Below are 21,848 nucleotides of genomic sequence, written 5' to 3'. Positions count from 1 at the left end.
TCAGTGATTAAACAAAAACTCCTTTGAACTCATCAGGCCCCAGAAGATGTCCTCCAGGGTGGTGCGGCGGTCATCGGCTGAGGCTTGGGCCAGCATGTCGGCCGCCTTGGTGGATTCACGTTCGGTGGGCAGGCGCGTCAGCGCGATGAGGTAGGCTTCCTCAACAATCTTCTCGTTGCTCAGCTTGCCAGCCAGCAGCGCATCGAGGCGGTTGTCCTTCTGCGCCAGCTTTTGATTGAGCGTGTCCCCGTTCGCGATGTGCAGAGCCTGCGCCATGCTGGGCTCATTCGTGCGCTCGCACTCGCAGGTGGCCACGCGGTCGGCGCGACCGAAGCTCTTCAAGAAGTAGCTGGCGATGTTGCTGTCCGGAAGCTGCAGCGCACGAAAGCCCATCGGGTAACTCTCGCTGGTGCCGCGGTTGGCGTTGCGCTTGTCGATCTTGAAGGTCGTGGGGGCAGCTGTCACCTGAGATACCGTGTCCAGCAGCACCTCCGCCTTCAGACGGCGCGGCACGTAGTGCGAGCCGTAACGGAGATCCGTGATGTTCTCCGGCTGCGTGACGCTACTGCGCTGATAGGTTTCGCTTTGCAGGATGGCGCGCATGAGTGCCTTCAGGTCAAACTTCGCATTCACCAGCTGTTCGCATGCGGCGGCAAAGAGCGGCTCGTTGCTGGCAGGATTCGTCACCCGCAGGTCATCCACGGCCTCGACCAGTCCGGAGCCAAAGAAGTTCGCCCACACACGGTTCACGATCGCACGCTGGAAGAGCTTGTTATCGGCACCCGTGAGCCACTTTGCCAGCGGCACGCGGCGGTCTTCGGTGGAGGTCATCGAGACAGCCGTGGTGACGTCCAGAGGATGCGGTGCCTGCGGCTTGCCCGTAAGCGGCTGCACCAGTTCGCCATCAGCGGCGGAGAACAGCACGCGTTCATCGGCCTGCGCGCCATTCTTCGTGCGCACACGGGAGAGCATGTTGGCAAAGGCGAAGTACTCGTTGTTCGTCCACTTCTCCATCGGGTGGTTGTGGCACTTGGCGCAGGCGATGGATGTGCCGAGGAACGCCACGCTGATCGTCTCCGCACACTTGGTCGGCTCGTCGTTCAGGATGAAAAAGTTACCCGCGCCGTTTTCCAGCGTGCTGCCGGTCGCGGTCAAAAGATCACGCACCATCACATCCCACGGCGTATTGGCAGCCACATTGCGGCGGATCCAGTTGTAGTAGGACCACATGGCCTGCGGCATGAGCTTGTCGCCATTGACCAGCAGCAGGTCGCTCCAGCGGTGCGACCAGTAATCGACAAACTCAGGCCGTTGCAGCAGCGCCTCGATCATGCGGTCACGTTTGTCCGCGCTCTTGTCCGCAAGGAAGGCACGGGTCTCTTCCAGCGAAGGCAATACGCCAATGGTATCCAGAAACGCACGGCGCAAGAACTCATGATCCTCCGCGCGTCCTGATGGCGGAATGTTCAGCGCGCGCAGCTTCGTCAGCACCTGCTCGTCGATGAAATTGCGTGGCTTCATCTGCGCAAACGCCGCCTCATCTACCTTGCCGTCATTCGGAACAATGATCGTTGAAACCGACAGCCGGCTTAAATACCACGCACTGATGGCTGTTTCACCGCGCCCAGTCGTTTTGACCACTCCCTGCTCATCCACGGTGGCCACGCTGGCATTCACGCCGTTGTATTTCGTCCACCGCGTCACGTCCTCGCTGTGGCCGTCGCTGAATTTCGCGGTCACCTTCAGCTTCAGCGTCGTTCCAGGCTTCGTCACCATCTGCTTCGGTTCCACATCGAGCGCGGTGATCAGCGGATCACTCGCCTTCGGCCCCGGCGCACCCGCGGCGATCCAGTCGGCGATGGCCTTGTACTCCGGAGAGTTCACCTCAAAACGCTTGTCCCCCTTGTGCGGCACCGCCTTCACGGCCTTCAGCAGCAGCAGGCTGCGCGCCGGATCTTCCATCGTGAGCCGCCGACCATTCGCGCTGCGCGTGACGGAAATCCAGTCGCCCTCGTCATCAAATCCGCGCAGCGAAAGCCTGAAGCCCCCCTGCCCTGCGGCCGCGCCATGACAGGCTCCCATTGCGCAGCCGTAGCGCGTAAGGATGGGCTGGATGGTGTTGCGGAAGGACGGAGCCTCCGCCGCTCCTGCGGAAGAAAGAGCCGCAAAGACAATAAAGGAACGAAGCATCATGGATGAAACGTGAGATAGGTTTTGGCGGAGAGGCTGTTCGAACTACGCAAACAGCTCCTTGATCGCCTGCGTGCCGAAATCGACGACGGGATAGGGTCTGCCCTGAGGCCCGGGCAGTTCGGTGGTGAGGTCTATGCCCATGGCCTGATAAATCGTGGCCACGATCTCCTTCGGCGCGACGGGGCGTTCCGTGGGATAGCCGCCGATGTCGTCGCTCTTGCCAACAACGTGACCGCCTTTGACGCCACCGCCGGCGAAGTTGACCGTCCAGCAGTTTGGCCAATGGTCGCGGCCACCGGCAGGATTGATCTTCGGCGTGCGTCCAAATTCCGCCAGGCACGTCACCATCGTATCATCCAGCATGCCGCGCTGGAACAGATCCTCGATGAGTGCGCTGTATCCTTGGTCATACATCGGAGCTACGATGTCGCGCATGCCTTCGATGCTGGTGAAAGGCTTGGAACCGTGGATGTCCCAGGTGATCTCGCCAAACACCGTGATAAACGTGTTCACGGTGACGAAGCGCACGCCGCGCTCCACCAGCCGCCGCGCCAGCAGGCAGCTCTGGCCAAAGCGGTTCAGGCCATAGCGCTCGCGCACCTTCAGCGGTTCCTTGGTCAGATCAAAAGCCTCACGCGCCTGCGAGCTGGTCATGATGCGGTAGGCGGACTCAAAATTCGAATCCATCAGCTTCGCCTGCTCGCTGTATTCAAAATTGCGCACACTGCTGTCCACCAGTTCCCGCAGTTCACGGCGGCGCTCCAGGCGCACTTCGCCAATCTCCTTGGGCGGCAGCAAATCCGGCACCTTGAAATCCTTCACCGCAGGATCCGCATTCAGCACGAAGGGATCATAAGACTTCCCGAGGAATCCCGCGTCCTGGCCGTGCGGCATGTTGCCGCCCGTGGGACCCATCGACTCCGGCAGAATCACATGCGCGGGGAGATCGCTTCGGCGGCCTTGCAGGAACTCCAGAGCGCTGCCCACATGCGGCGTGTTCACACCACCGGTAAAAAGGCGGCCCGTCTGCATCATCTGGTGCCCGGTGTCATGCACCGCGGCGGCAGTATGGTAGCAGGAGCGCACCAGGCTGAACTTGTCCGCGATCTTCGCATGCAGCGGCAGGATTTCCGAAATCTCAAAGGCATTGCTCTTGGTGCGGATGGGCTTGAAGGGTCCGCGGATCTCGCTCGGCGCATCCGGCTTCATATCCCAAAGATCCTGCTGGCTGGGAGCGCCCAGGTTGAAGATCATGATGCAGGCCTTGTTGCTCTTTTTCGGGTCCACCTTTCCTTCGGCCCGCAGTTTGGCAAATCCCGGCATCGTCAGCCCGATGGCGCCGAGTGCGCCTGCTTGCAGGAAATCTCGACGCGTGATGCCGTCGCAATTGGTGATGGAGCCTTGGCCGGAAAACTTGAACATGGTGCGCGCGGGGTAATGGACTGCTTATTAATACGCCACTCGGGAACGCTTCTAAATGGACGATACCGCTTTGAGTTTGGCAGGTTCGGGCGCAGGACGGCTTGCCGTGCATGGCGGATTTCGCTATTTTTCAGCCCCCCATGAAGCACGCTGCGCTGTTTTTCCTCCTCGGATTGCTGATGTGCTTCACACCCTGGCTCCATGATGGCTGGTGGACGTGGATTGTCCTTTGGCTCGGCATGGACATGATCCTGCTCAGCCGCGCCTACGCACGGCGCGATGCCTCGGTGTTTGGCAAACGGGCGGATGGCTCCCTGGCACCGGCACGCGCGCTGCTCTTCCTGCCCTACCTGCTTTTCACTTGGGGAGTCTGGCGTCTCTGCCTCTTGCTTCCGGAGCCCAAAACCCACCAGATCAATGCCACACTGACGGTGGGCCGCAGGCTGGTGGGCGGGCATGAGCGCCCCGCTGGCATCACGGCAGTGCTGGACATGACCGCAGAATTTTCCGAACCCGCGTCCGTTCGAAGTGGCATTCGCTACATCGTGCTGCCGACTCTGGATGCCAGCGCACCCAGCCCCGAAGCGCTGCTGGCCACGCTGCGCACCTTGAAGCCGGACGAGCATGCGTTCATTCATTGCGCCCAGGGTCACGGGCGCACCGGCCTCGCCGCGCTGGCGCTTCTGCTGCTCCGGGGAGAGGTGCCCGGCATCGAAGAGGGGCTGGCCATGCTGCGTAACATCCGGCCCGGAATCGGGTTATCACCAGAGCAATACTCCTGTTTAATACAATGCCTCGCTCAGCTTCGTGCCCCATGACGCGGAAAGGGGCAACGTCGCCCAAGAAAGGGTGTTCAAGCCCGTCCTCCTCATGCTAGTCTGAAAATTCATCTCCATGAAAGCACTCCTCACCACCCTTTCGCTGCTGCTGCTGTCCCTCTCCGTTCAGGCCCAGACAACCGCGCCGACGCAGGCACAGGCAGACCCGAACATGCCGCAGGATATCGTGACGCAGGACGGCCTGTGGGATGGGCGCCTGAGAGGGGGCAACTACATCGTACGCTGCAATTCGATCATCGCCCTTTCTAAACACGAGTACATCTCCGATGGCGTGGCACGCGTGGTGGAGGTGAATCTGACGCTGAACTCGGCGCAGGTCGTCCGCTTTTACTTTTTGGAGCCGTATAAGCCAGACTCAGGCAGCAGCACCTTGAATGCAGGCACCCAGGCCCTGGAAAAGGCGAAGGGACTCTACGAACAGGCCGCCGGGCGTGTCTCCCAGGATCTGGTCACCCCGAAGGTGGTGAAAAACTACCCCGTCTCCACCCATGCGCACACGGTGGAGTTTTCCATCAAGGAAGAGAAGATCCTCAATTCACTCTTCGGCAGCCTGGAGCGCTCCTTCCGCACCGGCCAGGGACGCGTGTGGAAAGAGCCGACGCCGAAATAAAAAGGCTAAGACACAGGCGGGAATGCCCGCAGCACATCACACATTGAAGCGCCATTCCACGACGTCGCCGTCGCGCATGACGTATTCCTTGCCTTCGATGCGCCACTTGCCCTTCTCCTTCGCCTTCGCGTTGGAGCCGAGTTCCACGAGGTCGTTGAAATGCACGATCTCGCCGGCGATGAAGCCGCGCTCGAAGTCGCCATGAATGACACCCGCAGCCTGCGGAGCCTTCATGCCCTTCGTGATCGTCCAGGCGCGGGTTTCCTTCTCGCCAGTGGTCAGGTAGGTCTGCAAGCCCAGCAAATCGTAAGCGCCTTTGATCAGGCGTGAGACACCGCTGTCCGTGACGCCGATGTCCGCCAGGTAGGCCTTGGCCTCTTCATCGCTCAGATCGGTGAGCTCGCTCTCAATCGCAGCGCTGACCACGACGGCGGTGGCCTCATGCGCATGACGCACGTACTCGCGCACCTTGCCCACGAAGGGATGATTGTCCGGGTCTGTGGACGCGGCGGCGAGATCGCTCTCGGCGACGTTGCAGGCAAAGATGCAGGGCTTGGAGGTGATGAGGAAGAAGGACTTCAGCAGCTTGCGCTCGTCGTCCGTGCATTCCAGCGTCACGGCGGGCTTGCCGGCGTCAAAATGAGGAATGAGTTTTTCGCAGAGGGCGAGTTCGGCCTTCGCGTCTTTTTCGCCTCTTTTCGCATTCTTTTCGGCCTTGTCCTTGCGGCGCTGGATGGCGTCCATGTCGGACAGAATAAGCTCCGTGTTGATGACCTCGATGTCGGTCACAGGATCAATCGCCCCGCTGACGTGGGTGATGTCCCCATTTTCAAAGCAGCGCACCACGTGCACGATGGCGTCCACCTCGCGGATGTGGCTGAGGAATTTATTGCCCAGTCCTTCTCCCTGGCTCGCGCCTTTGACGAGACCGGCGATATCGACGAACTCAATCGCGGCAGGCACCAGCTTATGGGAGCCGGAGAGCTTCGAAAGAACGGCAAGCCGCTCGTCCGGCACGGTCACGACGCCGGTGTTCGGCTCGATGGTGCAGAAAGGATAGTTGGCTGCCTCCGCCTTGCGGGTACGGGTGACAGCATTAAAAAGGGTGGATTTGCCAACGTTGGGAAGGCCTACAATACCGGCTCTGAGCATAAGGGCCGCGAGATTAGGGCGGATTGAGAAATGAGCAAGCGGGGAGCGCAGTTCAATCCAGCCAGTTTTCAAATAGCAGGCCCGGCACTTTGGCAAAGTCCGCCGTGTTGCGTGTCCGGAGAGTGGCGCCATGTACGAGAGCGATGCACGCGATTTTCAAATCCATCGTGCCCGTCCGCACTTTGGCTTCTTTCATCTGGCGGAAGTTGCCGCTGCTCTCCATGTCCCACCGAAGAATGAGAAACCAGCGAGAAACTCGACTCGTTCGATCAACTCCGAATAAGGCAGGATCTGATCCTCGGGCAGGTGGCGTGAATGCACTGCTGCAAACAGCCCGCTAAGCTGCTCATCCACACTGATGACTGTTGTGGCGACCTCCTGCCCCGCTTGATCGAGCCTCGAAAGCAAACGCTGCCCCAGAGGCGAATTGTAGCCCAGCGCGGTTAGGTGATCGGTGTCAAGAACGAGCACAATGACTCAGAATTCCTGCTGATTTTGCTGCTCGCGATATTCACGCCCCAGACGATCCACTTCACGGGCCAGGCTTGTGTCCCGCAATTTCCCAGCAGCCTGCCGCCAGTCCTTTTTGACCGGGGTGAGCTTGAGAACAGTGCTCTGCAGTTCACTGAGCGAATGCTCCACCGAACTGAGGCGTTGTTCGAATGTGCCAGTAGTCATGCAACATTTTAAGCCGGTTCGAAGCGCTGGCAAGAATCCGTTCTCACTTGCTCTTTCCGCCGCTCCGGCGAGACTTCGCGCCCTTTTTCCGTCCCGCCATGTCTTTTGAGCTTCTCGCCACCGATTCTGCCTCCCACGCCCGCCGTGGCCGGCTGACGACGCCCCATGGCGTGGTGGAGACTCCCGTCTTCATGCCGGTGGGCACCCAAGGCACGGTAAAGGCCATGCACCCGGATGAGTTGAAGGCGCTCAATTCCCAGATCATCCTTGGAAACACCTACCACCTCTTTGTACGCCCTGGCATGGAGATCATGAAGGAGGCGGGCGGCCTGCACGCCTTCGCCAACTGGGACCGGCCCATCCTGACCGACAGCGGCGGCTTCCAGGTCTTCTCCCTGGCCAAACTGCGCAAAATCAAAGAGGAAGGCTGCCATTTCCAGAACCACCTCGATGGCACCCCCATGTTCATTGGCCCGGAGACCTCCATGGAGATCCAGGCCACCCTCGGCTCGGACGTGGCCATGCTCTTCGACGAGTGCACCCCCTACCCCTGCGAGGCCAGGGAGGCCGAGAAGAGCCTGGACCTCACCCTCCGCTGGGCCAGACGCTGCCGCACCTGGATCGATGAACACCGCCCCCAGACCGGCGGCGGGGCGCAGCAGCACTTCGGTATTGTACAAGGCAGTGTCTATAAAGAGCTGCGTGAGCGGTCCGCCCGCGAACTGGTGGCCATGGGCTTCGACGGCTACGCCATCGGCGGCCTCAGCGTGGGCGAGCCGGAGGAGGACATGATGCGCATCGCGGAATGGACCACACCCCAACTCCCGGCCAATCAGGCCCGCTACGCCATGGGCCTCGGCACCCCGCCGCAGGTCATCGAGCTGATCGCCCGCGGCATCGACATGTTTGACTGCGTGCTCCCCACCCGGCTGGCGCGAAATGGGGCCGCATTCACCCATGATGGCCTCATGAACCTGCGAAATGCCTGCTACGCGAAGGATTTTCGCCCGATTTCAGAAGACACCCACCCCCTCTGCCAGGGTTTTTCCCGGGCCTACATCCGCCATTTGGTGCAGGCCCAGGAGATTCTGGGTTTGCGGTTGATTTCTCTGCATAACCTGCATTTCTACGCGTCCCTCACGTCCAGGGCACGTCAAGCGATCGAACAGGGTTGTTTCGCCGAGTTCCGGGCAGAGGTCGTCGCTAAATACAAGTCCTCTACCGCAGCTTCCGAATCATGACCTCCTTCTCTCTCGAAAACACCCTCATTCTGGCCCAGGCCGCAGGTTCCGGCTCAGGCAGCCCGTTTGGCAATCCCATGATCATGATGGTCCTGATGTTCGTCATGATGTACTTCGTGGCCATCCGTCCGGGGCAGAAGCGCATGAAGGAGCATCAGAAGCTCATCGCCAGCATCGCCGTGGATGACCACGTCATCATGGAGAGCGGTGTCCACGGCATCATCACCAGCATCAAGGAACGCACCGTCATGGTCAAGATCGCCGACAACGTCAAAGTCCAGTATGAGCGCTCAAAGATCGCCGCTGTGACGAAAAAGTCCGATATCGTCGAAGCGACGCCCGCCTGAGTTTAACACGCCCCGTTTTCCCAACCATCCGCCAACCCGTCCATGAATCCCTTCGCCACCTTCCTTGTCGGTGCCTCCATTTTGATGATGCTGCTCGTCTATGTCGGCACCGCTGTACATAAGACCAAGCGGCTGGTGGGCACATTGCTTATCGCCATCACCGCCGCCGCCTCCATTTACACGGTGTATGTCATGAAGCTCAAGCTGGGCATCGACCTCCAGGGCGGCAGCGAGTTCATCGTCCAGCTTTCCCCCGGAAGAAATGATGACGGCACTCCCAAGGCGGTGACCAGCAGCGATGTGCAGCAGGCCATCGGCATTCTGGAGCGACGCCTCAACCCCGACGCCTCCAAGGATCTCACCATGCAGCCCGAAGGCAGCGACCGCATCGTGATCCAGATGCCAGGCATCACGGAGGAGGAGATCAAGGACGTGCGCGCCAAGATCCAGACCGTCGCCCACCTCGAGTTCCGCCGCGTGCATCCGGACAGCCAGTCCAAACTGGAGCAGATCAGGGCCCGTGGCGGCCTCAAGGAGCCCGGCTGGATCGAAATGAAATATGTGCCTTCGAAAGACAGCACCGCCCCCGTCCGCTCCGAACTCGTGCGCGATTCGGCCGACATCGAAGGAAAGTACGTCGAAAAGGCCTACCGCACGGTGGACGCCCAGGGCAACAAAGTGGCGCTGCAGTTCAACAGCGCAGGGGCCAAGCTTTTTGACGACCTTGCCTCCGTTCATTACATGAAAGAGATGGCCATCATCGTGGACGGTCAGATCAACTCTGCCCCCACCCTGAAAGCCCGGCAGTTCGGCGGTCACGCAGAAATCTCCGGTGGCGGCGCCGCCGGCTTCTCCCAGCAGGAGGCGGACTCCCTGGCCACGCTGCTGAGCAATCCGCTGCAGAATCCCATGAAAATTCTGTCTGAAAGCTCGGTGTCCTCGGCCTACGGCCAGTCCTCCATTGACCAGGGCAAGTGGATCGGCATCGCCGCCCTGCTTATCACCACCTGCTTCATGATGTTCATCTACCGTCTGGCCGGCCTCGTGGCCATCGTCGGTCTGGTCATCAACATTGCGATCCTGTTCGGCTCCATGGCCCTGTTTGGCTTCACGCTCACCATGCCGGGTATCGCGGGCGTGGTGCTGACCATCGGCATGGCGGTGGATGCCAACGTGCTGATCTACGAACGACTGCGGGAGGAAATGGAGGCGGGCAAGACCCTCGTCGGCGCTTTGGAGGCCGCGTATGAGAAGGCCTTCTCCGCCATTGCTGACTCCAACATCACCACGCTGATCTCCGCAATCATCCTGTTCGTCATCTCGGGCGGTCTGGTCAAAGGCTTCGCAGTCACCCTCATGGTCGGTTTGATCTCCTCCATGGTCGGCGCTCTGATCGTCACCCGCGTTATCTTCATGTGGGTCGTGGACAAGGGCATCCTGCACAAGATTCACACCACCAAGATCATTCCCGACAAGGTTTTCGACATCCTTTCCTCGGCGCCGAAGTTCATCATCGCCTCGCTCGTCGTCACCGCCATCTCGTTTGGCACCCTCGCCATCAAGGGCAAGTCGAGCTTCGGCATCGACTTCCGCGGCGGCAGCCGCGTGGACGTCACGCTGGTCAAGGGCAAGGACATCTCCGACAAGGAGTTTGACGCAGTGCTCAAGGGGCTCAAGCAGGAGGACGGCAAAACGGATATCGGCACCTACTACCCCCAGCGGAAAAAGGACGCCACCGGCTCCACAAACATCAGCATCCGCTGTGAGGAAAAGAGCGGCGCGGTCATCCAGAACGCCATCAACAACCATTGGAAGAGCGACACCGTTTTGGGCACGAGCATCGCAACGGTTGGCTCCGTCATCGGCACCGAGCTCGCCTACCAGTCCGCGTGGGCCATGTTCTTCGCGCTGATCGCCATCTTCGTGTACCTGATGATCCGCTACGAGTTCGCTTTCGCTCTCGGCGCCATCATCGCCCTCTTCCATGACGTGCTCATGGTGCCCGGCCTCTGCGTGCTGTTTGGCCAGGAGCTGAGCGTCATCCACGTGGGAGCGCTGCTCACCATCGCGGGTTATTCCATCAATGACACCATCGTGGTCTTTGACCGCATCCGTGAAACCATTCAGAAGGGCAGCGGCGGCAGCATGCGTGAAATGATGAACGAAGCCATCTGCAAGACCCTCTCTCGCACACTCCTCACCGGCCCCACGGCTCTCGCGCCCATGGTCGTGCTGCTCTTCCTGGGCAACCCCGCCATGCTTGAGTTCGCCATGCCGATCACCATTGGCGTGCTGCTTGGCACCTACTCGTCCATCTTCATCGCCTCTCCGCTCGTGCTGTGGTATGCGAAGAAGACCGGCACCAGCCTCAAGCGCCAGGTGCTCGATGCCCAGATCGAGCAGATGAAAGCCGAGCAGGCCGTCGCCGCGGCAGCCTTGGCTGCGGGTGGCAAGAAGTAATTCCAGCCTTCCTAACCCGGCTCTTCCGCCATACCTGAAGAAAACTCATTCAGCCCAGTTGCCCTGCAACTGGGCTGATTTTTTACCGGCCTTGGAAGACTCAGAGTGATGACCGGGTAGGGATGCGCTGTGCGCATCACTCGAATCCTCATCCCCGCTCCACCTAGCATCGCACCGCACTACCGCTTTCAAAAAGCACCCACCTCCCGACCACCGCGTCGGCCCTGCCGGGGGCTTGGACCAATTTTCGAAAAGATGGTCGTTCGGACCGGAAAACGCAGTGGTCCCAGTGGCAAAGGCGGAAGCGCCGTCTGCTAATTGAAAATAACAGGCAGGTGATCAACGCAGCCAGTGGGGCCGCTCCTCCGCCCGGGCAACGTGACAAGATTTCTAGAGTTGGTCGATGTGGATACGGCCTCAGCCTCCGCCAAAAAAGGCACAAAAAGAGGCGGCCTCGCAGCCGCCCCTCTAGGAGATCAGATTTGATCGATCAATCGTTCGTCAGTTAGTTGCCCGCAGGCGGCGGAGTGACCGGCTCTGCAGGCTTCACTTCGATCGGCGGTGTGGCAGGGGAGCCGGGTGGTGCGCCGAGCGGTGGCGTGGTTCCAGGAGGCGTCACGACTCCTCCCTTCGGTCCGTTGGGATCATCCGGCGCCAGCGATGTAGCCGCCGCTGCTGCGGCCGCCGCTTCACCCGCCTTCTGTTTTGCCGCCGCCAGCTTTGCGGCATTGGCCTTCGCCTTTTCCGCAGACTGCTTCAGGTAGCTTTGATAATCAGGTCCGTTGCCCGTCACCGTCACCGGCGTGCCCACTGCTGTGTGCTCGAAGAGAATCGGCGCCATCTTGGACGGCAGGCGGATGCAGCCGTGAGACGCACGACGCCCCGGCTTGGGAATGGGTCCGATGTGCATGCCCACTCCATCCCCCGTCAGGCGCATGAAGTAAGTCATTTTGGCAGGTTCGAAGCGGCCGCCTTCCGGCAGCAGGTCACGCCCCTGCTTGAAGTCCGAGTTCACCAGCTTGCCATTTTTGTCGAAGCCTTTGCCGTAGAGGTTCGAGACCTTGTCCTTCACCTTTTCCAAAATCTTGAAGTCGCCGGTGGGCGTCGGAAAGCTGGGGATGCCGCTGGCAAAATAAGTCCAGCCCACGATGTCCTTTCCGCTGTAGAGCGTGGCGCGCTGCACGTCCACATTTACAATCATGCGCGTGATGGGCTTGTTCCCGCCGGTCCATTCACCGGGATATTTCCAAACCTCTTTCACCGCTTCCGGCGGCGGCGCCGGGGGCTTTTTGCGGAACATCTGGCAGGAGGCCAGCAACACCGCGCCGAAAACAAGTGCGGCACGCATCAGTGACAGGGAGTTTTTCAATTTCACAGTGCCGGAACACTAAGGGGACTGCTTCACGCCCTCAAGTACCAGCGGAAACATTATTTTCAGCAAAGATCGAACACTTCTGAAGGGTGCGAAATGAGCACGTCCGCCCCGCACTCCAGCAGTTCCGCCTCGCTGCGAAATCCCCAGCGCACTCCCACGGCGCGCATGCCGCTGTTCTTCGCAAACTGCATGTCGATGCCCGAATCTCCCACGTACGCCATCTCCTCGGTCTTCAGGCCAAGGAAGGCCGCCATCTCATGCGCCCCTGCGGCATCCGGCTTGCGCGGCACTTCGGCACGCTGCCCCAGGATGTGGTCAAACACCGCCGCGCTAAAGAAATGCTCCGTCATCGGCACGGTAAATCGATGAGCCTTGTTTGAAATCACCCCCAGCTTCACGTCACGCTTTTTCAGTTCGGCCAGCATCTCCACGATGCCCTCATACGGCCGGGTCTGTTCCTGCCAGAGCAGATCATACTGCGCCCGATACTCCTCCGTGCAGACCTTGATCAGCTCCTCGCTGCGCACCGCCGGCGGCAGCGCCCGCTCCACCAGCTTCTCCATGCCGTCTCCCACCATCTGCTTGAACACCTCTTTCTCGCAGCGCGGATAGCCCCGCGCATCCAGCATGCGGTTGATCGACTCCGCGATGTCCGCCAGTGAGTCGATCAGGGTGCCGTCGAGGTCGAAAATGAAGGCTTTGAGAGTGGGCATGATCTCCTTCCATGCCGCAAATGACGCCGCGATCAACTTGCCAGCGCTCCTAATGCAGCGAAAAACTCCCATGCTCACCGACTACCACACCCACACTCCCCTTTGCCTCCACGCCGAGGGAGATCCCGTGGACTACGCCCGTCACGCCCGGAGCATCGGCCTCGCGGAGATCGGCCTCTCCGACCACAACCCCATGCCGGAGATCTATGACAACTGGCGCATGCCCCTCTCCGATCTGCCGCGCTATTTTGAACTGGTGAATGAAGCCCGCGCCGCCCTGCCAGACTTCCCCATCCGACTCGCCCTCGAGTGCGACCACATCGAAGGCTATCAAAAGTGGATCGATGAAACGGCCGCCATGGCCGACTGGGACTACCTCATCGGCAGTGTCCATTACATCCACGACGGCATCGCCGTGGACGACCCAAAGCACGTCTCCCGCTGGAAAACCGCCACAGACATCGAGCACATGTGGGGCATGTACTGGAAGCTCTACGAGCAGATGATCCGCACCCAGCAGTTCGACTTCCACGCCCACCCAGACCTCGCCAAACGCTTCGGCCTGCGCCCTGAAGGCGATCTGCGCCACTACTACGAGCCTGTCATCCAGGCCCTCGTCGATACGAATGGCATCCTCGAAGTCAGCACCGCCGGCCTGCGCAAGGATGTGCGCGAGATCTACCCCGCCCGCGAAATGCTCGAGATGGCCTTCTCAGCCAACGTGCCCATCGTCATCAACTCAGACGCCCACCTTCCCACCGATGTCGGCGTGGATTTCAACAAGGCCCTCGATCTCGTCCGCAGCGCCGGCTACACCAGCACCGTGCGCTTCGAGAAACGTCAGCGAAAGATCGTCCCCCTTCCAGAAAAGTGGCCTCTATGATTCTCAAAGCACGACAGCACCGCATTGAGTTCCCCCGACGCCCGCTGGTCATGGGGATCGTGAACATCAATGACGATTCCTTCTGCGGAGACGGAACCCTGGATCCCGGCAAGGCGCTGGCCCAGGCGAAGCAGCAGCTTCAAGACGGCGCGGACATCATCGACATTGGCGCTGAAAGCGCCCGCACCAACCGCGAGGCCATCAGCGTTCAGGAGGAAATCGACCGCCTGCTGCCTTTCCTTGCCAGGTGGCCGGAGCTCGCCTCGCGCTTCAATGCCCCGCTGCTTTCCATCAACACCTGGCGAAGTGACGTCATCGCCGAGGTGCTGCCTCATGGCGGCGACTTCATCAACGACATCAGCGGCCTGCCGGACGCCTTCAATGCCAAGCTTTGCGCCGAGCACAATGCCGGCCTGCTCATCATGCACAGCGTCGGCCAGCCCAAGGTGCCACACACCCATGTGAAGTATGACAGCATCATGAACACGCTGGACCACTTCTTCGAGCAGCGCCTGGTGCTGGCGGAGAGTGTCGGGCTGCCACGTGAAAACATCATGCTGGATCCCGGCATCGACTTCGCCAAGCAGAAGGACGACAACCTCACCATCTATCGCGACCTCAAACGCCTCCACCGTTTCGAGCGGCCCATCCTGCTGCCCGTCTCTCGCAAGACCGTCATCGGCGATGTCCTCGGCATCCCAGCGCTGGAACGCGATGCGGGCACCCAGGCCTGCATTGCCGCCGGCATGAGCCGTGGCGCACAGATCTTCCGCGTCCACAACGTCAAAGCCGCCGTGCAGACCGTGAAGATGCTCTGGGCCGTTGCAGGCAGCCACTGATACAAATTTGGAGTGCGGTTGCGCAGCGAGGAACAAGCGCAGCTACCGCTTTCCGCAGGCTGGTCAGCGCATTCATATCAGGAGACATTCGAAAGCGGCAGCTCCGCGTGCGGCACTCCAAATTTGCGCCCGAACATCCGTAGCCTTGTTTGGACTACGGACGCTTAAAACACAGGTCAGGCCCCCGGACATCAGCAGACGTCCGAAAGCCTTATGCCCCTCAATAGTTAAACTCAGGCCACGCCTTCTTCCTTCGCCGGCTCGTCCTGCTCAGACTCCGCCAGCGCGGTTTGGGCCGCCTCTGCCAGCGCCTCTTCCGCCATGGACTCCTCCACCGGTGGCTCTTTCAGCTCGGTTGTTTCAGCAGTCTCAGCTTCGGGTGCTTCCTGGGCAGGGGCCTCTTCAGCAACCTCAGCAGCGGGTTCTTCCGCAGCAGGAGCAGCCAGCTCTGCTTGAGCCTCCTCCGCCAGTGCTTCCTCTGCCAAAGACTCTTCCACCGGAGCTTCTGTCAGCCCGGGTTCGGCAGACTCTTCAGCCGCCGCTTCCTCAGCAGGATCAGCGGCTTCCGCTTTCCCCTTGCCTGCAGGAGCCTCCTTCTTCGCCGCCGCAGGTTCTCCCTGCACGCCGAGAAACACCATGCCGTCGCTGTATTCAATCACGTAGCCTTCGTTGGCCAGCCAGCGGATGTCCTTGATCACCGCGATCTGCTCCTCAGTCGGATGCTTCGGTGCATTCGGATCCGTTCCTTCAGGCGCTTCAGGCGAAGGCACGATCGACTCCACCAACTTCTGCATCGGCAGGCCATGGCTGACCTTGAGCTTTTCCACGATCTGCGCGAGGCGATCAGAAAACACCATGCCAGGCTCGATCGCACGTGGCTTCACACGGCAGACGAACTGCTTGCCCGCACGGCGCTTGAAAAGCTTCATGCCGCGGCGTTCCAAACCGGCGCCGAGTTTCTGTGAGATTTCAAACAGGTGCTTCCGCGCCGCATCCACCGCCTGCCGCAGCATGATGAAAAAGACGTGCGCCAGCTTCTGCTTGTCGATGTTGCCCGGCACCGTCGCATCACGCACTTCGATCACGGCGTCGTTGCCAAAGGTGCGGCGGAAATGCGCCTCCATGTCAGCACGGGAGCTGAGCGCCAGCGGCTCGCCACCTTCCGGCACCTCGCCCTTCAGGCACACCCAGCGGCGGCCCTTGCTCATGTTTTCCTTCCACTTCGCCACCAGCTCCGGATTCGCCTCCACACGGATGCGGCGTTTGAAATCCTCCAGCGACATGTTGGAAAACCGCTCGCGATGCAGGCGCAGCACTCCGGTCTGATAGCTGTGATGGCTCGGCGGGGCGATGATCTCGCCGCTCATGCCGCACACGGCCACGGAGGCAAACTCACCCTTTGGTGCTTCGAGCTCGATCTCTTCCACGCGGTAAAACTCATCCAGCGCGGCGCTGCGCAGCACATGGTTGAGCGCTTCATCACGTGAAAGGAAAAGGCTGCCGTCCGCAGGCACATGGTAGAAGCCCGTGGGGCGCTCCTCAGCGCAGCGGAAGCGCGCCATGAAGCGATCTCCACCAGCAAGCACCAGGCGTGCGGCGTCAAACATGCTGAACGCATGCCCCGTCTGGCGCACGTGCGCCGTGAGCGCGTCCACCGCCTTGTCGTCAGGGAAGATCGTCACCTGCACATCCTTTGGAATCTCCACCCACTCGCGCTGCGGCGGGCCGCCACGATCACGATCACCAAAACGGCGCGGCGGTCCGCGGCGGTCATCGCCATCACGGCGCTGGCCTCCCTGTCCACCGCCTGGGCGAAATCCGCCTCCACCAGGTCCGTCACGACGCGGACCGCCTCCGGGGCCATCACGGCGCGGAGGTGGACCACGGCGATCATCACGTCCGCCAAATCCGCCACCGCCACCACCGCCGCGGCGGTCGTCACGGCCACCGCGCTGGGGGCGGTCATCGGCATCGGCATAGCGTTGCTTGATCTTGTCTTCCTTGCCGAACTCGCCCACCCATGCAGGCATCAATTTCAAATCGGAAAGGTCCACCAGGCCGCTTGGTTGAGGTGGCTGGTTGTCGGAGCTGGCTTCGGGTTCGGTCATACGTTTCAGGCTGGAAGGGGCCGGGACTATGCCTCGAATCGGATTTGTCGCCACTTTTGTTCGTGTGGCGTTTTCTTGGCTTGGCATTATGTGAACAAGTCCCATGCCAGCCGACCCCATCACTTTTTTCAATCGCCTGACTGGCCGCCTCGAAACGGAGGCGGTGTACGGGGAGGGTTTTCTGCGCTTCACCTATGAAAGCCCCCTCGGTGCCCTGCCCCTGCACGCCCTGGTGAAACGGGCCGCTTTTTCCAAATGGTACGGCGGGCGCATGGACGCCCCGGCCAGTCGGGAAAAAATCGTCCCCTTCCTGGCCACCTACGGCCTGGACACCACCGAATTCGCCGACTCCCCGGACTCCTTCCGCACCTTCAACGAATTTTTTTTCCGTAAGCTCAAGCCCCAGGCCCGCCCCATCGCCCCGGGGGATGACGTCATCACCTTCCCCGCAGACGGCCGCCATCTGGTGCTGCCAGACATTGCCGCTTGTGACGACTTTTTCATCAAAGGCACCCGCTTTGACCTCCCCGCCCTGCTGCGGGATGGCGCTCTAGCGGCCCGCTTCGCCCACGGCAGCATGCTCATCTCCCGCCTCTGCCCTGTGGACTACCACCGTTTTCACTTCCCCTGCGCCGGCACCCCCGGGGCCGCACGCCTGATCAATGGCCCGCTCTATTCCGTCAGCCCCATCGCCCTGCGCCGCCGCGCCAGCATCCATTGGGAAAACAAGCGCGAGATCACCCTCCTTCGCACCCCCGCCCTCGGCGACGTCCTCCTCCTCGAAGTCGGCGCCACCTGCGTCGGCTCCATCATTCAAACCCATACCCCCGGCACCCCGGTCGAAAAAGGTGCCGAAAAAGGCTACTTCCGCTTCGGCGGCTCCTGCTTCATCACCATCTTCGAACCCGGCAAAATCCGCTTCTCCGACGATCTCATCGAACACAGCCGCGCCGGCCGCGAAGTCTATGCCCGCATGGGCGACATCGCCGCCAAAGCATGTGCGTAGTTCGGCGCTCCTTCGGAGGATAGCCGTCCCGGCTGTCCATGGCTGATGGGCCTCCGGCCCGTCCTACGTGCCTTATAGAAACTTCACCCCCTCGGGTGAAACTTCCGGTGCAGCTCCTTAAGCCGCGCCTGATCCACATGCGTGTAAATCTGCGTCGTCGAAATATCCGCATGCCCCAGCATCTCCTGGATCACCCGCAGGTCCGCCCCATTGTTCAGCAGATGCGTGGCAAAACTGTGCCGCAGCAGATGCGGATGCACCCGCGCCGCATCCAGCCCGCACAGCGCGGCCCGCTCCTTCACGATCTGCTGGATGCGTGCCGTGGTCAGCTTCGTTCCGTTGCGTGAAATAAAAATGTGGCTCTGCGTCTTCGGCCCCACCAGCTCCGGCCGCGCATGCTTCACATACGCTGCAATGGCCTCCCGCGCCGCGCCGCCCACCGGCGAGAGCCGCGTCTTCGATCCCTTCCCCGTCACGCGGATCCAGCCCTCTTCTAGGCTCAGGTTTTCCAGCCTTGCATCCGCCAGTTCTGACAGCCGCACCCCGCTGGCATAAAACAACTCCAGAATCGCCCGATCCCGCCGGTCCAGCGGAGCCGTGCCGTTCACAGACTCGACGAGCTTTCTCACGTCCTGCTCATTCAAGGAGTCCGGCAGGTGCTTTTCCTGTCTCGGAGGCAAAATCGGGTCCGCAGGATCAGCCGCGATGTGCTTGCGCGCCGCCAGCCAGCGAAAGAAAATCTTCACCGCAATCAGTTCCACCCGTGCCGAAGACGCCGCGATGCCGTCCTTTTTCCGCTGGGCCAGGTATCCCGCCACATGCTCCGTCGTCACGGCGGCCACGCTGGTGGAGTCGTGCTTGGTTTGAAACCACGAGGCAAACCCCTCCAGCACCCGGCGCACCAGGAGCTGATAGTTCGCGGACAGACCCCGCTCGGTCGCCAGGTGGAGAATGAAGCCATCGATGAGTTCCAGCATCTGCCCCAGCATGGCACGGGTTTGCGCCCCCCGAATGAAAATTGTTGCCCTCAGGCATGGGGAACGGCAAAGATGCCCCATTATGGCCTCCTACAATAAAGTCATGCTCATCGGCAATCTGACCCGCGACCCCGAAGTGCGCTACACGCCTAAGGGCAGCGCGGTGTGCGATATCGGTCTCGCCGTGAACCGCGTGTACACCTCGGACTCCGGCGAAAAAGTCGAGGAAGTCACCTTCGTGGACGTCGTCCTCTGGGCCAAGATGGCCGAACTCGCCGGCAAGTACCTCCACAAAGGCCGCCCCGTCTTCATCGAAGGCCGCCTGCAAATGGACTCCTGGGAAGACAAGCAAACCGGCCAGAAGCGCACCCGCATGCGCGTCGTCGGCGAGCAGATGCAGTTCCTCGGCAGCCCTGGTGGCGACCGCGCTCCGGCCGGTGGCGCTGGCGGCGGTGATGACGAAGGCGGCTACTCCGGCGGCGGTGGTGGTGGTGGAGGCGGCGGCTATTCTGGCGGTGGAGGAGGTGGCGGTGGCGGTGGCGGCGGTGGCGGTTACAATCGTCCGCAGCAGCGCCCTCAGCAGCGCCCAGCCCCCCAGCAGCAGCGTCCTCAAGCGCAGCGCCCTGCTCCGGCTCCCCAGCCACAGCACGATGACTTCGGTGAAGGCCCCATCACCGACGGCATGGAAGACGACGACATTCCGTTTTAAGATCTGAGCAGGTCTTACCCTGCTTGATTGGAAGAGAACCTGCTTCTGAGCCGTTATCCACGGCCCCGTGAATCGATACGTCTCCAGCTTGCTTTCTGCGCTCAGCGCCGTCGCTTTTTCGTCGGCGTCTGCCGCCGAAGCGGTGTCCTTCCGCAATGACGTGATGGCCGCCCTTTCCAAGGCCGGCTGCAATCTCGGCACCTGCCATGGCAATGCCACCGGCAAAGGCGGCTTCAAGCTCTCCCTCCGCGGCCAGGACCCCGATCTCGACTTCAAAGCGCTCGCCCGCGATGCCTCCGGCCGCCGTGTGGATCTCTTCACTCCAGAGCGCAGCCTCATCCTTGTCAAAGGCGCCAATCAAATCGCCCACGAAGGCGGCAAAAAGCTCGATCCCAAGGCCTGGGAATATCAGGTGCTGCGAGACTGGATCTCCGCCGGCCTGCCGCGTGACGACAGCACCGCCCCCAAGCTGACCAAGCTCACGGTCACACCCACCGAACTCGTCTTGGACGAGCCGCGGGACAAGGTGCAGATCAAAGTGCAGGCCACCTTTGCCGACGGCACGCAGCGCGACATCACGGACCGCGCCATCTACGAACCACTGCAGAACGGCCTCGTCGAAGTCAGCCGGAGCGGCCTCGTGAAGCGCCTCCAGTTTGGCGAGCCCGGCGTCCTCGTCCGCTTCCTCAATCATTCCGTGCCCGTGCGCCTCACCTTCGTGAAGGCAAATCCTGCCTTCGCCTGGAGCAGCCCACGACGCGACAACCACATCGACTCCCACATCTTCGCCAAGCTCAAGACCCTGCGCATGAATCCCAGCGCGCTGTGCAGCGATGAGGTCTTCATCCGCCGCGCCTGGCTCGACCTCTGCGGCATGATCCCTCCCGCCGATGAAGCACGCGCCTTTGCCGCCGACACGCACCCCGACAAACGCGCACGGCTCATCGACCGCCTCATGGTGCGGCCCGAGTTCGCCGATTTCTGGACCCTGAAATGGTCGGACGTTCTCAAGGTCGAATCCCGCACCCTCGACACCAAAGGGCTGAAGGCCTTCCATGGCTGGATCCGCGATGGCATCGCACAAAACCGCCCAATCAACGAAATGGTGCGCGCCATGCTGGCATCTCGTGGCAGTACCTACCACGAGCCCGAGACGAACTTCTACCGCGCCAACCGCACCCCCGAGCTTCGCGCCACCACCGCTGCACAGGTGTTTCTCGGCACCCGCCTGCAATGCGCCCAGTGCCACAACCATCCCTTCGACCGCTGGACGCAGGATGACTACTACAACTGGTCCGCCGTCTTTGCCCAGGTGGACTACAAGCTCCTCGAAAACATCAAGCCCCGCGATAAAAGCGACAAGCATGAGTTCAATGGCGAGCAGGTCGTCTTCCTCAATGCCAAACTGAACATCGAAAACCCACGCACTGGCGACGTGGCAAAAGCCCGCTTCCTCGGCGCGGACATGCCCAAGCTCGCCGACAAGGAAGACGAGTTGCAAGCCGCCGCCGCCTGGCTCACCAGCCCGCAGCATCCCCTCTTCGCCAAAGCCCAGGCCAACCGCATCTGGTACCACCTCATGGGCCGCGGCCTTGTCGATCCCGTGGACGACATGCGCCTCACCAATCCCGCCAGCCATCCGCAGCTTCTCAATGAGCTCGCGCAGGATCTCATCCGCAGCGGCTTCGATCTGCGCCATCTGATTCGCACCATCATGCTGAGCCGCACCTACCAGCTCGACAGCACGCCGAACGAGACCAACGCCGCCGATCTCATCAACTACTCCCACCACCTGCCCCGCCGCCTCAGCGCCGAGCAACTCATCGATTCCCTCTACTCTTCGCTGCGCGTCACTCCCGAATTTAAAGACTGGAGCCGAGGCACCCGCGCCAGCCAGATCCCCGGCCCCGCCAATGGTCGCGGCAGCCCGGACCCCATGTCCCCCGAAGCCTTCCTCGTCCAGTTTGGCCGACCCAAACGCGAACTGGCCTGCGAGTGCGAACGCGGCGCCGACACCTCCATCGGCCAGATCTTCCAGTTCATCAGCGGCCCCATCGTCAGCACCGTCGTCTCCCAAAAGTACAACCGCCTCCATTCCCTCCTCAAAAACCCCGACAACGCCGCCGTCACCCACGAGCTCTACTGGGCCCTCCTCACCCGCGCCCCCACCCCCGACGAAGCCAAAGTCATCGAATCCCTCCTCTCCTCCGCCAAAGACCGCCGCCTCGCCCTCGAAGACATCACCTGGAGCCTCGTCAACGCGAAGGAGTTTTTGCTTTGCAGGTGACAAGTCACC

The 21,848-nt window shown here is 61.3% G+C and carries 19 protein-coding genes; 10 read left to right on the top strand and 9 right to left on the bottom strand.

The window, feature by feature from the left end:
• Both ACILSR_RS14215 and ACILSR_RS14210 read right to left on the bottom strand, forming a co-directional pair.
• Complete coding sequence (locus ACILSR_RS14215; RefSeq protein ID WP_395750445.1) at nucleotides 1–2,193, bottom strand: DUF1549 domain-containing protein; 2,193 nt, start codon at nucleotides 2,191–2,193, stop codon at nucleotides 1–3.
• A gap of 42 nt (nucleotides 2,194–2,235) precedes the next feature.
• Nucleotides 2,236–3,615 carry a DUF1501 domain-containing protein gene (locus tag ACILSR_RS14210; RefSeq protein WP_395750444.1) on the bottom strand — a complete coding sequence of 460 codons (1,380 nt, stop codon included), beginning with the start codon at nucleotides 3,613–3,615 and terminating at the stop codon, nucleotides 2,236–2,238.
• 140 nt (nucleotides 3,616–3,755) lie between these two features.
• Here ACILSR_RS14210 and ACILSR_RS14205 point away from each other — a divergent pair, with 140 nt between their 5' ends.
• Together ACILSR_RS14205 and ACILSR_RS14200 are read left to right on the top strand one after the other, a co-directional pair.
• The gene (locus tag ACILSR_RS14205) at nucleotides 3,756–4,433 is read left to right on the top strand and encodes a protein-tyrosine phosphatase family protein (RefSeq protein ID WP_395750443.1); all 678 of its coding nucleotides are present in this window, start codon (nucleotides 3,756–3,758) and stop codon (nucleotides 4,431–4,433) included.
• Between the two features lie 76 nt (nucleotides 4,434–4,509).
• Complete coding sequence (locus tag ACILSR_RS14200) at nucleotides 4,510–5,064, top strand: hypothetical protein (RefSeq protein ID WP_395750442.1); 555 nt, start codon at nucleotides 4,510–4,512, stop codon at nucleotides 5,062–5,064.
• 36 nt (nucleotides 5,065–5,100) lie between these two features.
• Here ACILSR_RS14200 and ychF read toward each other — a convergent pair whose 3' ends face one another.
• The 3 genes from ychF to ACILSR_RS14185 all read right to left on the bottom strand — a co-directional run bounded on the left by ychF (nucleotide 5,101) and on the right by ACILSR_RS14185 (nucleotide 6,894).
• The gene (gene ychF / locus ACILSR_RS14195; protein ID WP_395750441.1) at nucleotides 5,101–6,216 is read right to left on the bottom strand and encodes a redox-regulated ATPase YchF; all 1,116 of its coding nucleotides are present in this window, start codon (nucleotides 6,214–6,216) and stop codon (nucleotides 5,101–5,103) included.
• Nucleotides 6,217–6,268: 52 nt separating this feature from the next.
• Nucleotides 6,269–6,412, bottom strand: a complete 144-nt coding sequence (locus ACILSR_RS14190) for a type II toxin-antitoxin system VapC family toxin (protein ID WP_395750440.1) — start codon at nucleotides 6,410–6,412, stop codon at nucleotides 6,269–6,271.
• A 281-nt stretch (nucleotides 6,413–6,693) separates the two neighbouring features.
• On the bottom strand, nucleotides 6,694–6,894 hold the full coding sequence (locus ACILSR_RS14185; RefSeq protein ID WP_395750439.1) for a hypothetical protein: 201 nt from the start codon (nucleotides 6,892–6,894) through the stop codon (nucleotides 6,694–6,696).
• Between the two features lie 98 nt (nucleotides 6,895–6,992).
• Between ACILSR_RS14185 and tgt the strand changes: the two genes are divergently transcribed.
• The 3 genes from tgt to secD are packed head-to-tail and all read left to right on the top strand — an operon-like array spanning nucleotide 6,993 to nucleotide 10,942.
• Entirely contained in the window at nucleotides 6,993–8,135 is a 1,143-nt protein-coding gene (gene tgt / locus ACILSR_RS14180; protein WP_395750438.1) for a tRNA guanosine(34) transglycosylase Tgt, read from the top strand.
• Nucleotides 8,132–8,482, top strand: coding sequence for a preprotein translocase subunit YajC (gene yajC, locus ACILSR_RS14175; protein ID WP_395750437.1), 351 nt, complete (start codon nucleotides 8,132–8,134; stop codon nucleotides 8,480–8,482). The genes tgt and yajC overlap by 4 nt, the downstream gene beginning before the upstream one ends.
• Before the next feature lie 42 nt (nucleotides 8,483–8,524).
• On the top strand, nucleotides 8,525–10,942 hold the full coding sequence (gene secD, locus ACILSR_RS14170) for a protein translocase subunit SecD (RefSeq protein ID WP_395750436.1): 2,418 nt from the start codon (nucleotides 8,525–8,527) through the stop codon (nucleotides 10,940–10,942).
• A 505-nt stretch (nucleotides 10,943–11,447) separates the two neighbouring features.
• Here secD and ACILSR_RS14165 read toward each other — a convergent pair.
• A complete protein-coding gene (locus ACILSR_RS14165; protein ID WP_395750435.1) occupies nucleotides 11,448–12,290 on the bottom strand; it encodes a L,D-transpeptidase family protein in 843 nt (280 codons plus the stop codon).
• An 86-nt stretch (nucleotides 12,291–12,376) separates the two neighbouring features.
• Nucleotides 12,377–13,030, bottom strand: a complete 654-nt coding sequence (locus ACILSR_RS14160; RefSeq protein ID WP_395750434.1) for an HAD family hydrolase — start codon at nucleotides 13,028–13,030, stop codon at nucleotides 12,377–12,379.
• A 70-nt stretch (nucleotides 13,031–13,100) separates the two neighbouring features.
• Between ACILSR_RS14160 and ACILSR_RS14155 the strand changes: the two genes are divergently transcribed.
• Both ACILSR_RS14155 and folP read left to right on the top strand, forming a co-directional pair.
• Nucleotides 13,101–13,913 (top strand): histidinol-phosphatase HisJ family protein, encoded by an 813-nt coding sequence (locus ACILSR_RS14155; RefSeq protein ID WP_395750433.1) that lies wholly within the window; start codon nucleotides 13,101–13,103, stop codon nucleotides 13,911–13,913.
• Nucleotides 13,910–14,752: a dihydropteroate synthase gene (gene folP / locus ACILSR_RS14150; protein WP_395750432.1), complete on the top strand. Its 843-nt coding sequence runs from the start codon at nucleotides 13,910–13,912 to the stop codon at nucleotides 14,750–14,752. Before ACILSR_RS14155 ends, folP begins: the two co-directional genes overlap by 4 nt.
• Before the next feature lie 233 nt (nucleotides 14,753–14,985).
• Here the strand turns inward: folP and ACILSR_RS14145 are convergent, their stop codons facing one another.
• Nucleotides 14,986–16,860 (bottom strand): hypothetical protein, encoded by a 1,875-nt coding sequence (locus tag ACILSR_RS14145; RefSeq protein WP_395750431.1) that lies wholly within the window; start codon nucleotides 16,858–16,860, stop codon nucleotides 14,986–14,988.
• Nucleotides 16,861–16,963: 103 nt separating this feature from the next.
• On the opposite strand from ACILSR_RS14145, the gene ACILSR_RS14140 reads away from it, so the two are divergent.
• Complete coding sequence (locus ACILSR_RS14140) at nucleotides 16,964–17,866, top strand: phosphatidylserine decarboxylase (protein ID WP_395750430.1); 903 nt, start codon at nucleotides 16,964–16,966, stop codon at nucleotides 17,864–17,866.
• An 83-nt stretch (nucleotides 17,867–17,949) separates the two neighbouring features.
• Here ACILSR_RS14140 and ACILSR_RS14135 read toward each other — a convergent pair whose 3' ends face one another.
• Nucleotides 17,950–18,855 (bottom strand): site-specific tyrosine recombinase XerD, encoded by a 906-nt coding sequence (locus ACILSR_RS14135; protein WP_395750429.1) that lies wholly within the window; start codon nucleotides 18,853–18,855, stop codon nucleotides 17,950–17,952.
• 70 nt (nucleotides 18,856–18,925) lie between these two features.
• Here ACILSR_RS14135 and ACILSR_RS14130 point away from each other — a divergent pair, with 70 nt between their 5' ends.
• Together ACILSR_RS14130 and ACILSR_RS14125 are read left to right on the top strand one after the other, a co-directional pair.
• On the top strand, nucleotides 18,926–19,552 hold the full coding sequence (locus ACILSR_RS14130; protein ID WP_395750428.1) for a single-stranded DNA-binding protein: 627 nt from the start codon (nucleotides 18,926–18,928) through the stop codon (nucleotides 19,550–19,552).
• A 67-nt stretch (nucleotides 19,553–19,619) separates the two neighbouring features.
• Nucleotides 19,620–21,839: a DUF1549 and DUF1553 domain-containing protein gene (locus tag ACILSR_RS14125; protein ID WP_395750427.1), complete on the top strand. Its 2,220-nt coding sequence runs from the start codon at nucleotides 19,620–19,622 to the stop codon at nucleotides 21,837–21,839.
• Nucleotides 21,840–21,848 lie beyond the last annotated feature (9 nt).

The sequence above is a fragment of the Prosthecobacter sp. genome (assembly GCF_044222565.1).
In the GTDB taxonomy this organism is placed as follows: Bacteria; Verrucomicrobiota; Verrucomicrobiia; order Verrucomicrobiales; family Verrucomicrobiaceae; genus Prosthecobacter.
This window is presented reverse-complemented; position numbering and strand designations above follow the sequence as displayed.

What these genes read in the sequence shown, in the direction of transcription:
- ACILSR_RS14160 (WP_395750434.1), bottom strand. Translation starts at nt 13,030, where the DNA reads ATGCCCACTCTCAAAGCCTTCATTTTCGACCTCGACGGCACCCTGATC.
- ACILSR_RS14190 (WP_395750440.1), bottom strand. Translation starts at nt 6,412, where the DNA reads ATGAAAGAAGCCAAAGTGCGGACGGGCACGATGGATTTGAAAATCGCG.
- ACILSR_RS14155 (WP_395750433.1), top strand. Translation starts at nt 13,101, where the DNA reads ATGCTCACCGACTACCACACCCACACTCCCCTTTGCCTCCACGCCGAG.
- ACILSR_RS14185 (WP_395750439.1), bottom strand. Translation starts at nt 6,894, where the DNA reads ATGACTACTGGCACATTCGAACAACGCCTCAGTTCGGTGGAGCATTCG.
- ACILSR_RS14140 (WP_395750430.1), top strand. Translation starts at nt 16,964, where the DNA reads ATGCCAGCCGACCCCATCACTTTTTTCAATCGCCTGACTGGCCGCCTC.
- ACILSR_RS14210 (WP_395750444.1), bottom strand. Translation starts at nt 3,615, where the DNA reads ATGTTCAAGTTTTCCGGCCAAGGCTCCATCACCAATTGCGACGGCATC.
- ACILSR_RS14145 (WP_395750431.1), bottom strand. Translation starts at nt 16,860, where the DNA reads ATGACCGAACCCGAAGCCAGCTCCGACAACCAGCCACCTCAACCAAGC.
- tgt (WP_395750438.1), top strand. Translation starts at nt 6,993, where the DNA reads ATGTCTTTTGAGCTTCTCGCCACCGATTCTGCCTCCCACGCCCGCCGT.
- ACILSR_RS14130 (WP_395750428.1), top strand. Translation starts at nt 18,926, where the DNA reads ATGGCCTCCTACAATAAAGTCATGCTCATCGGCAATCTGACCCGCGAC.
- ACILSR_RS14200 (WP_395750442.1), top strand. Translation starts at nt 4,510, where the DNA reads ATGAAAGCACTCCTCACCACCCTTTCGCTGCTGCTGCTGTCCCTCTCC.
- ACILSR_RS14215 (WP_395750445.1), bottom strand. Translation starts at nt 2,193, where the DNA reads ATGATGCTTCGTTCCTTTATTGTCTTTGCGGCTCTTTCTTCCGCAGGA.
- ychF (WP_395750441.1), bottom strand. Translation starts at nt 6,216, where the DNA reads ATGCTCAGAGCCGGTATTGTAGGCCTTCCCAACGTTGGCAAATCCACC.
- folP (WP_395750432.1), top strand. Translation starts at nt 13,910, where the DNA reads ATGATTCTCAAAGCACGACAGCACCGCATTGAGTTCCCCCGACGCCCG.
- secD (WP_395750436.1), top strand. Translation starts at nt 8,525, where the DNA reads ATGAATCCCTTCGCCACCTTCCTTGTCGGTGCCTCCATTTTGATGATG.
- yajC (WP_395750437.1), top strand. Translation starts at nt 8,132, where the DNA reads ATGACCTCCTTCTCTCTCGAAAACACCCTCATTCTGGCCCAGGCCGCA.
- ACILSR_RS14135 (WP_395750429.1), bottom strand. Translation starts at nt 18,855, where the DNA reads ATGCTGGGGCAGATGCTGGAACTCATCGATGGCTTCATTCTCCACCTG.
- ACILSR_RS14165 (WP_395750435.1), bottom strand. Translation starts at nt 12,290, where the DNA reads ATGCGTGCCGCACTTGTTTTCGGCGCGGTGTTGCTGGCCTCCTGCCAG.
- ACILSR_RS14205 (WP_395750443.1), top strand. Translation starts at nt 3,756, where the DNA reads ATGAAGCACGCTGCGCTGTTTTTCCTCCTCGGATTGCTGATGTGCTTC.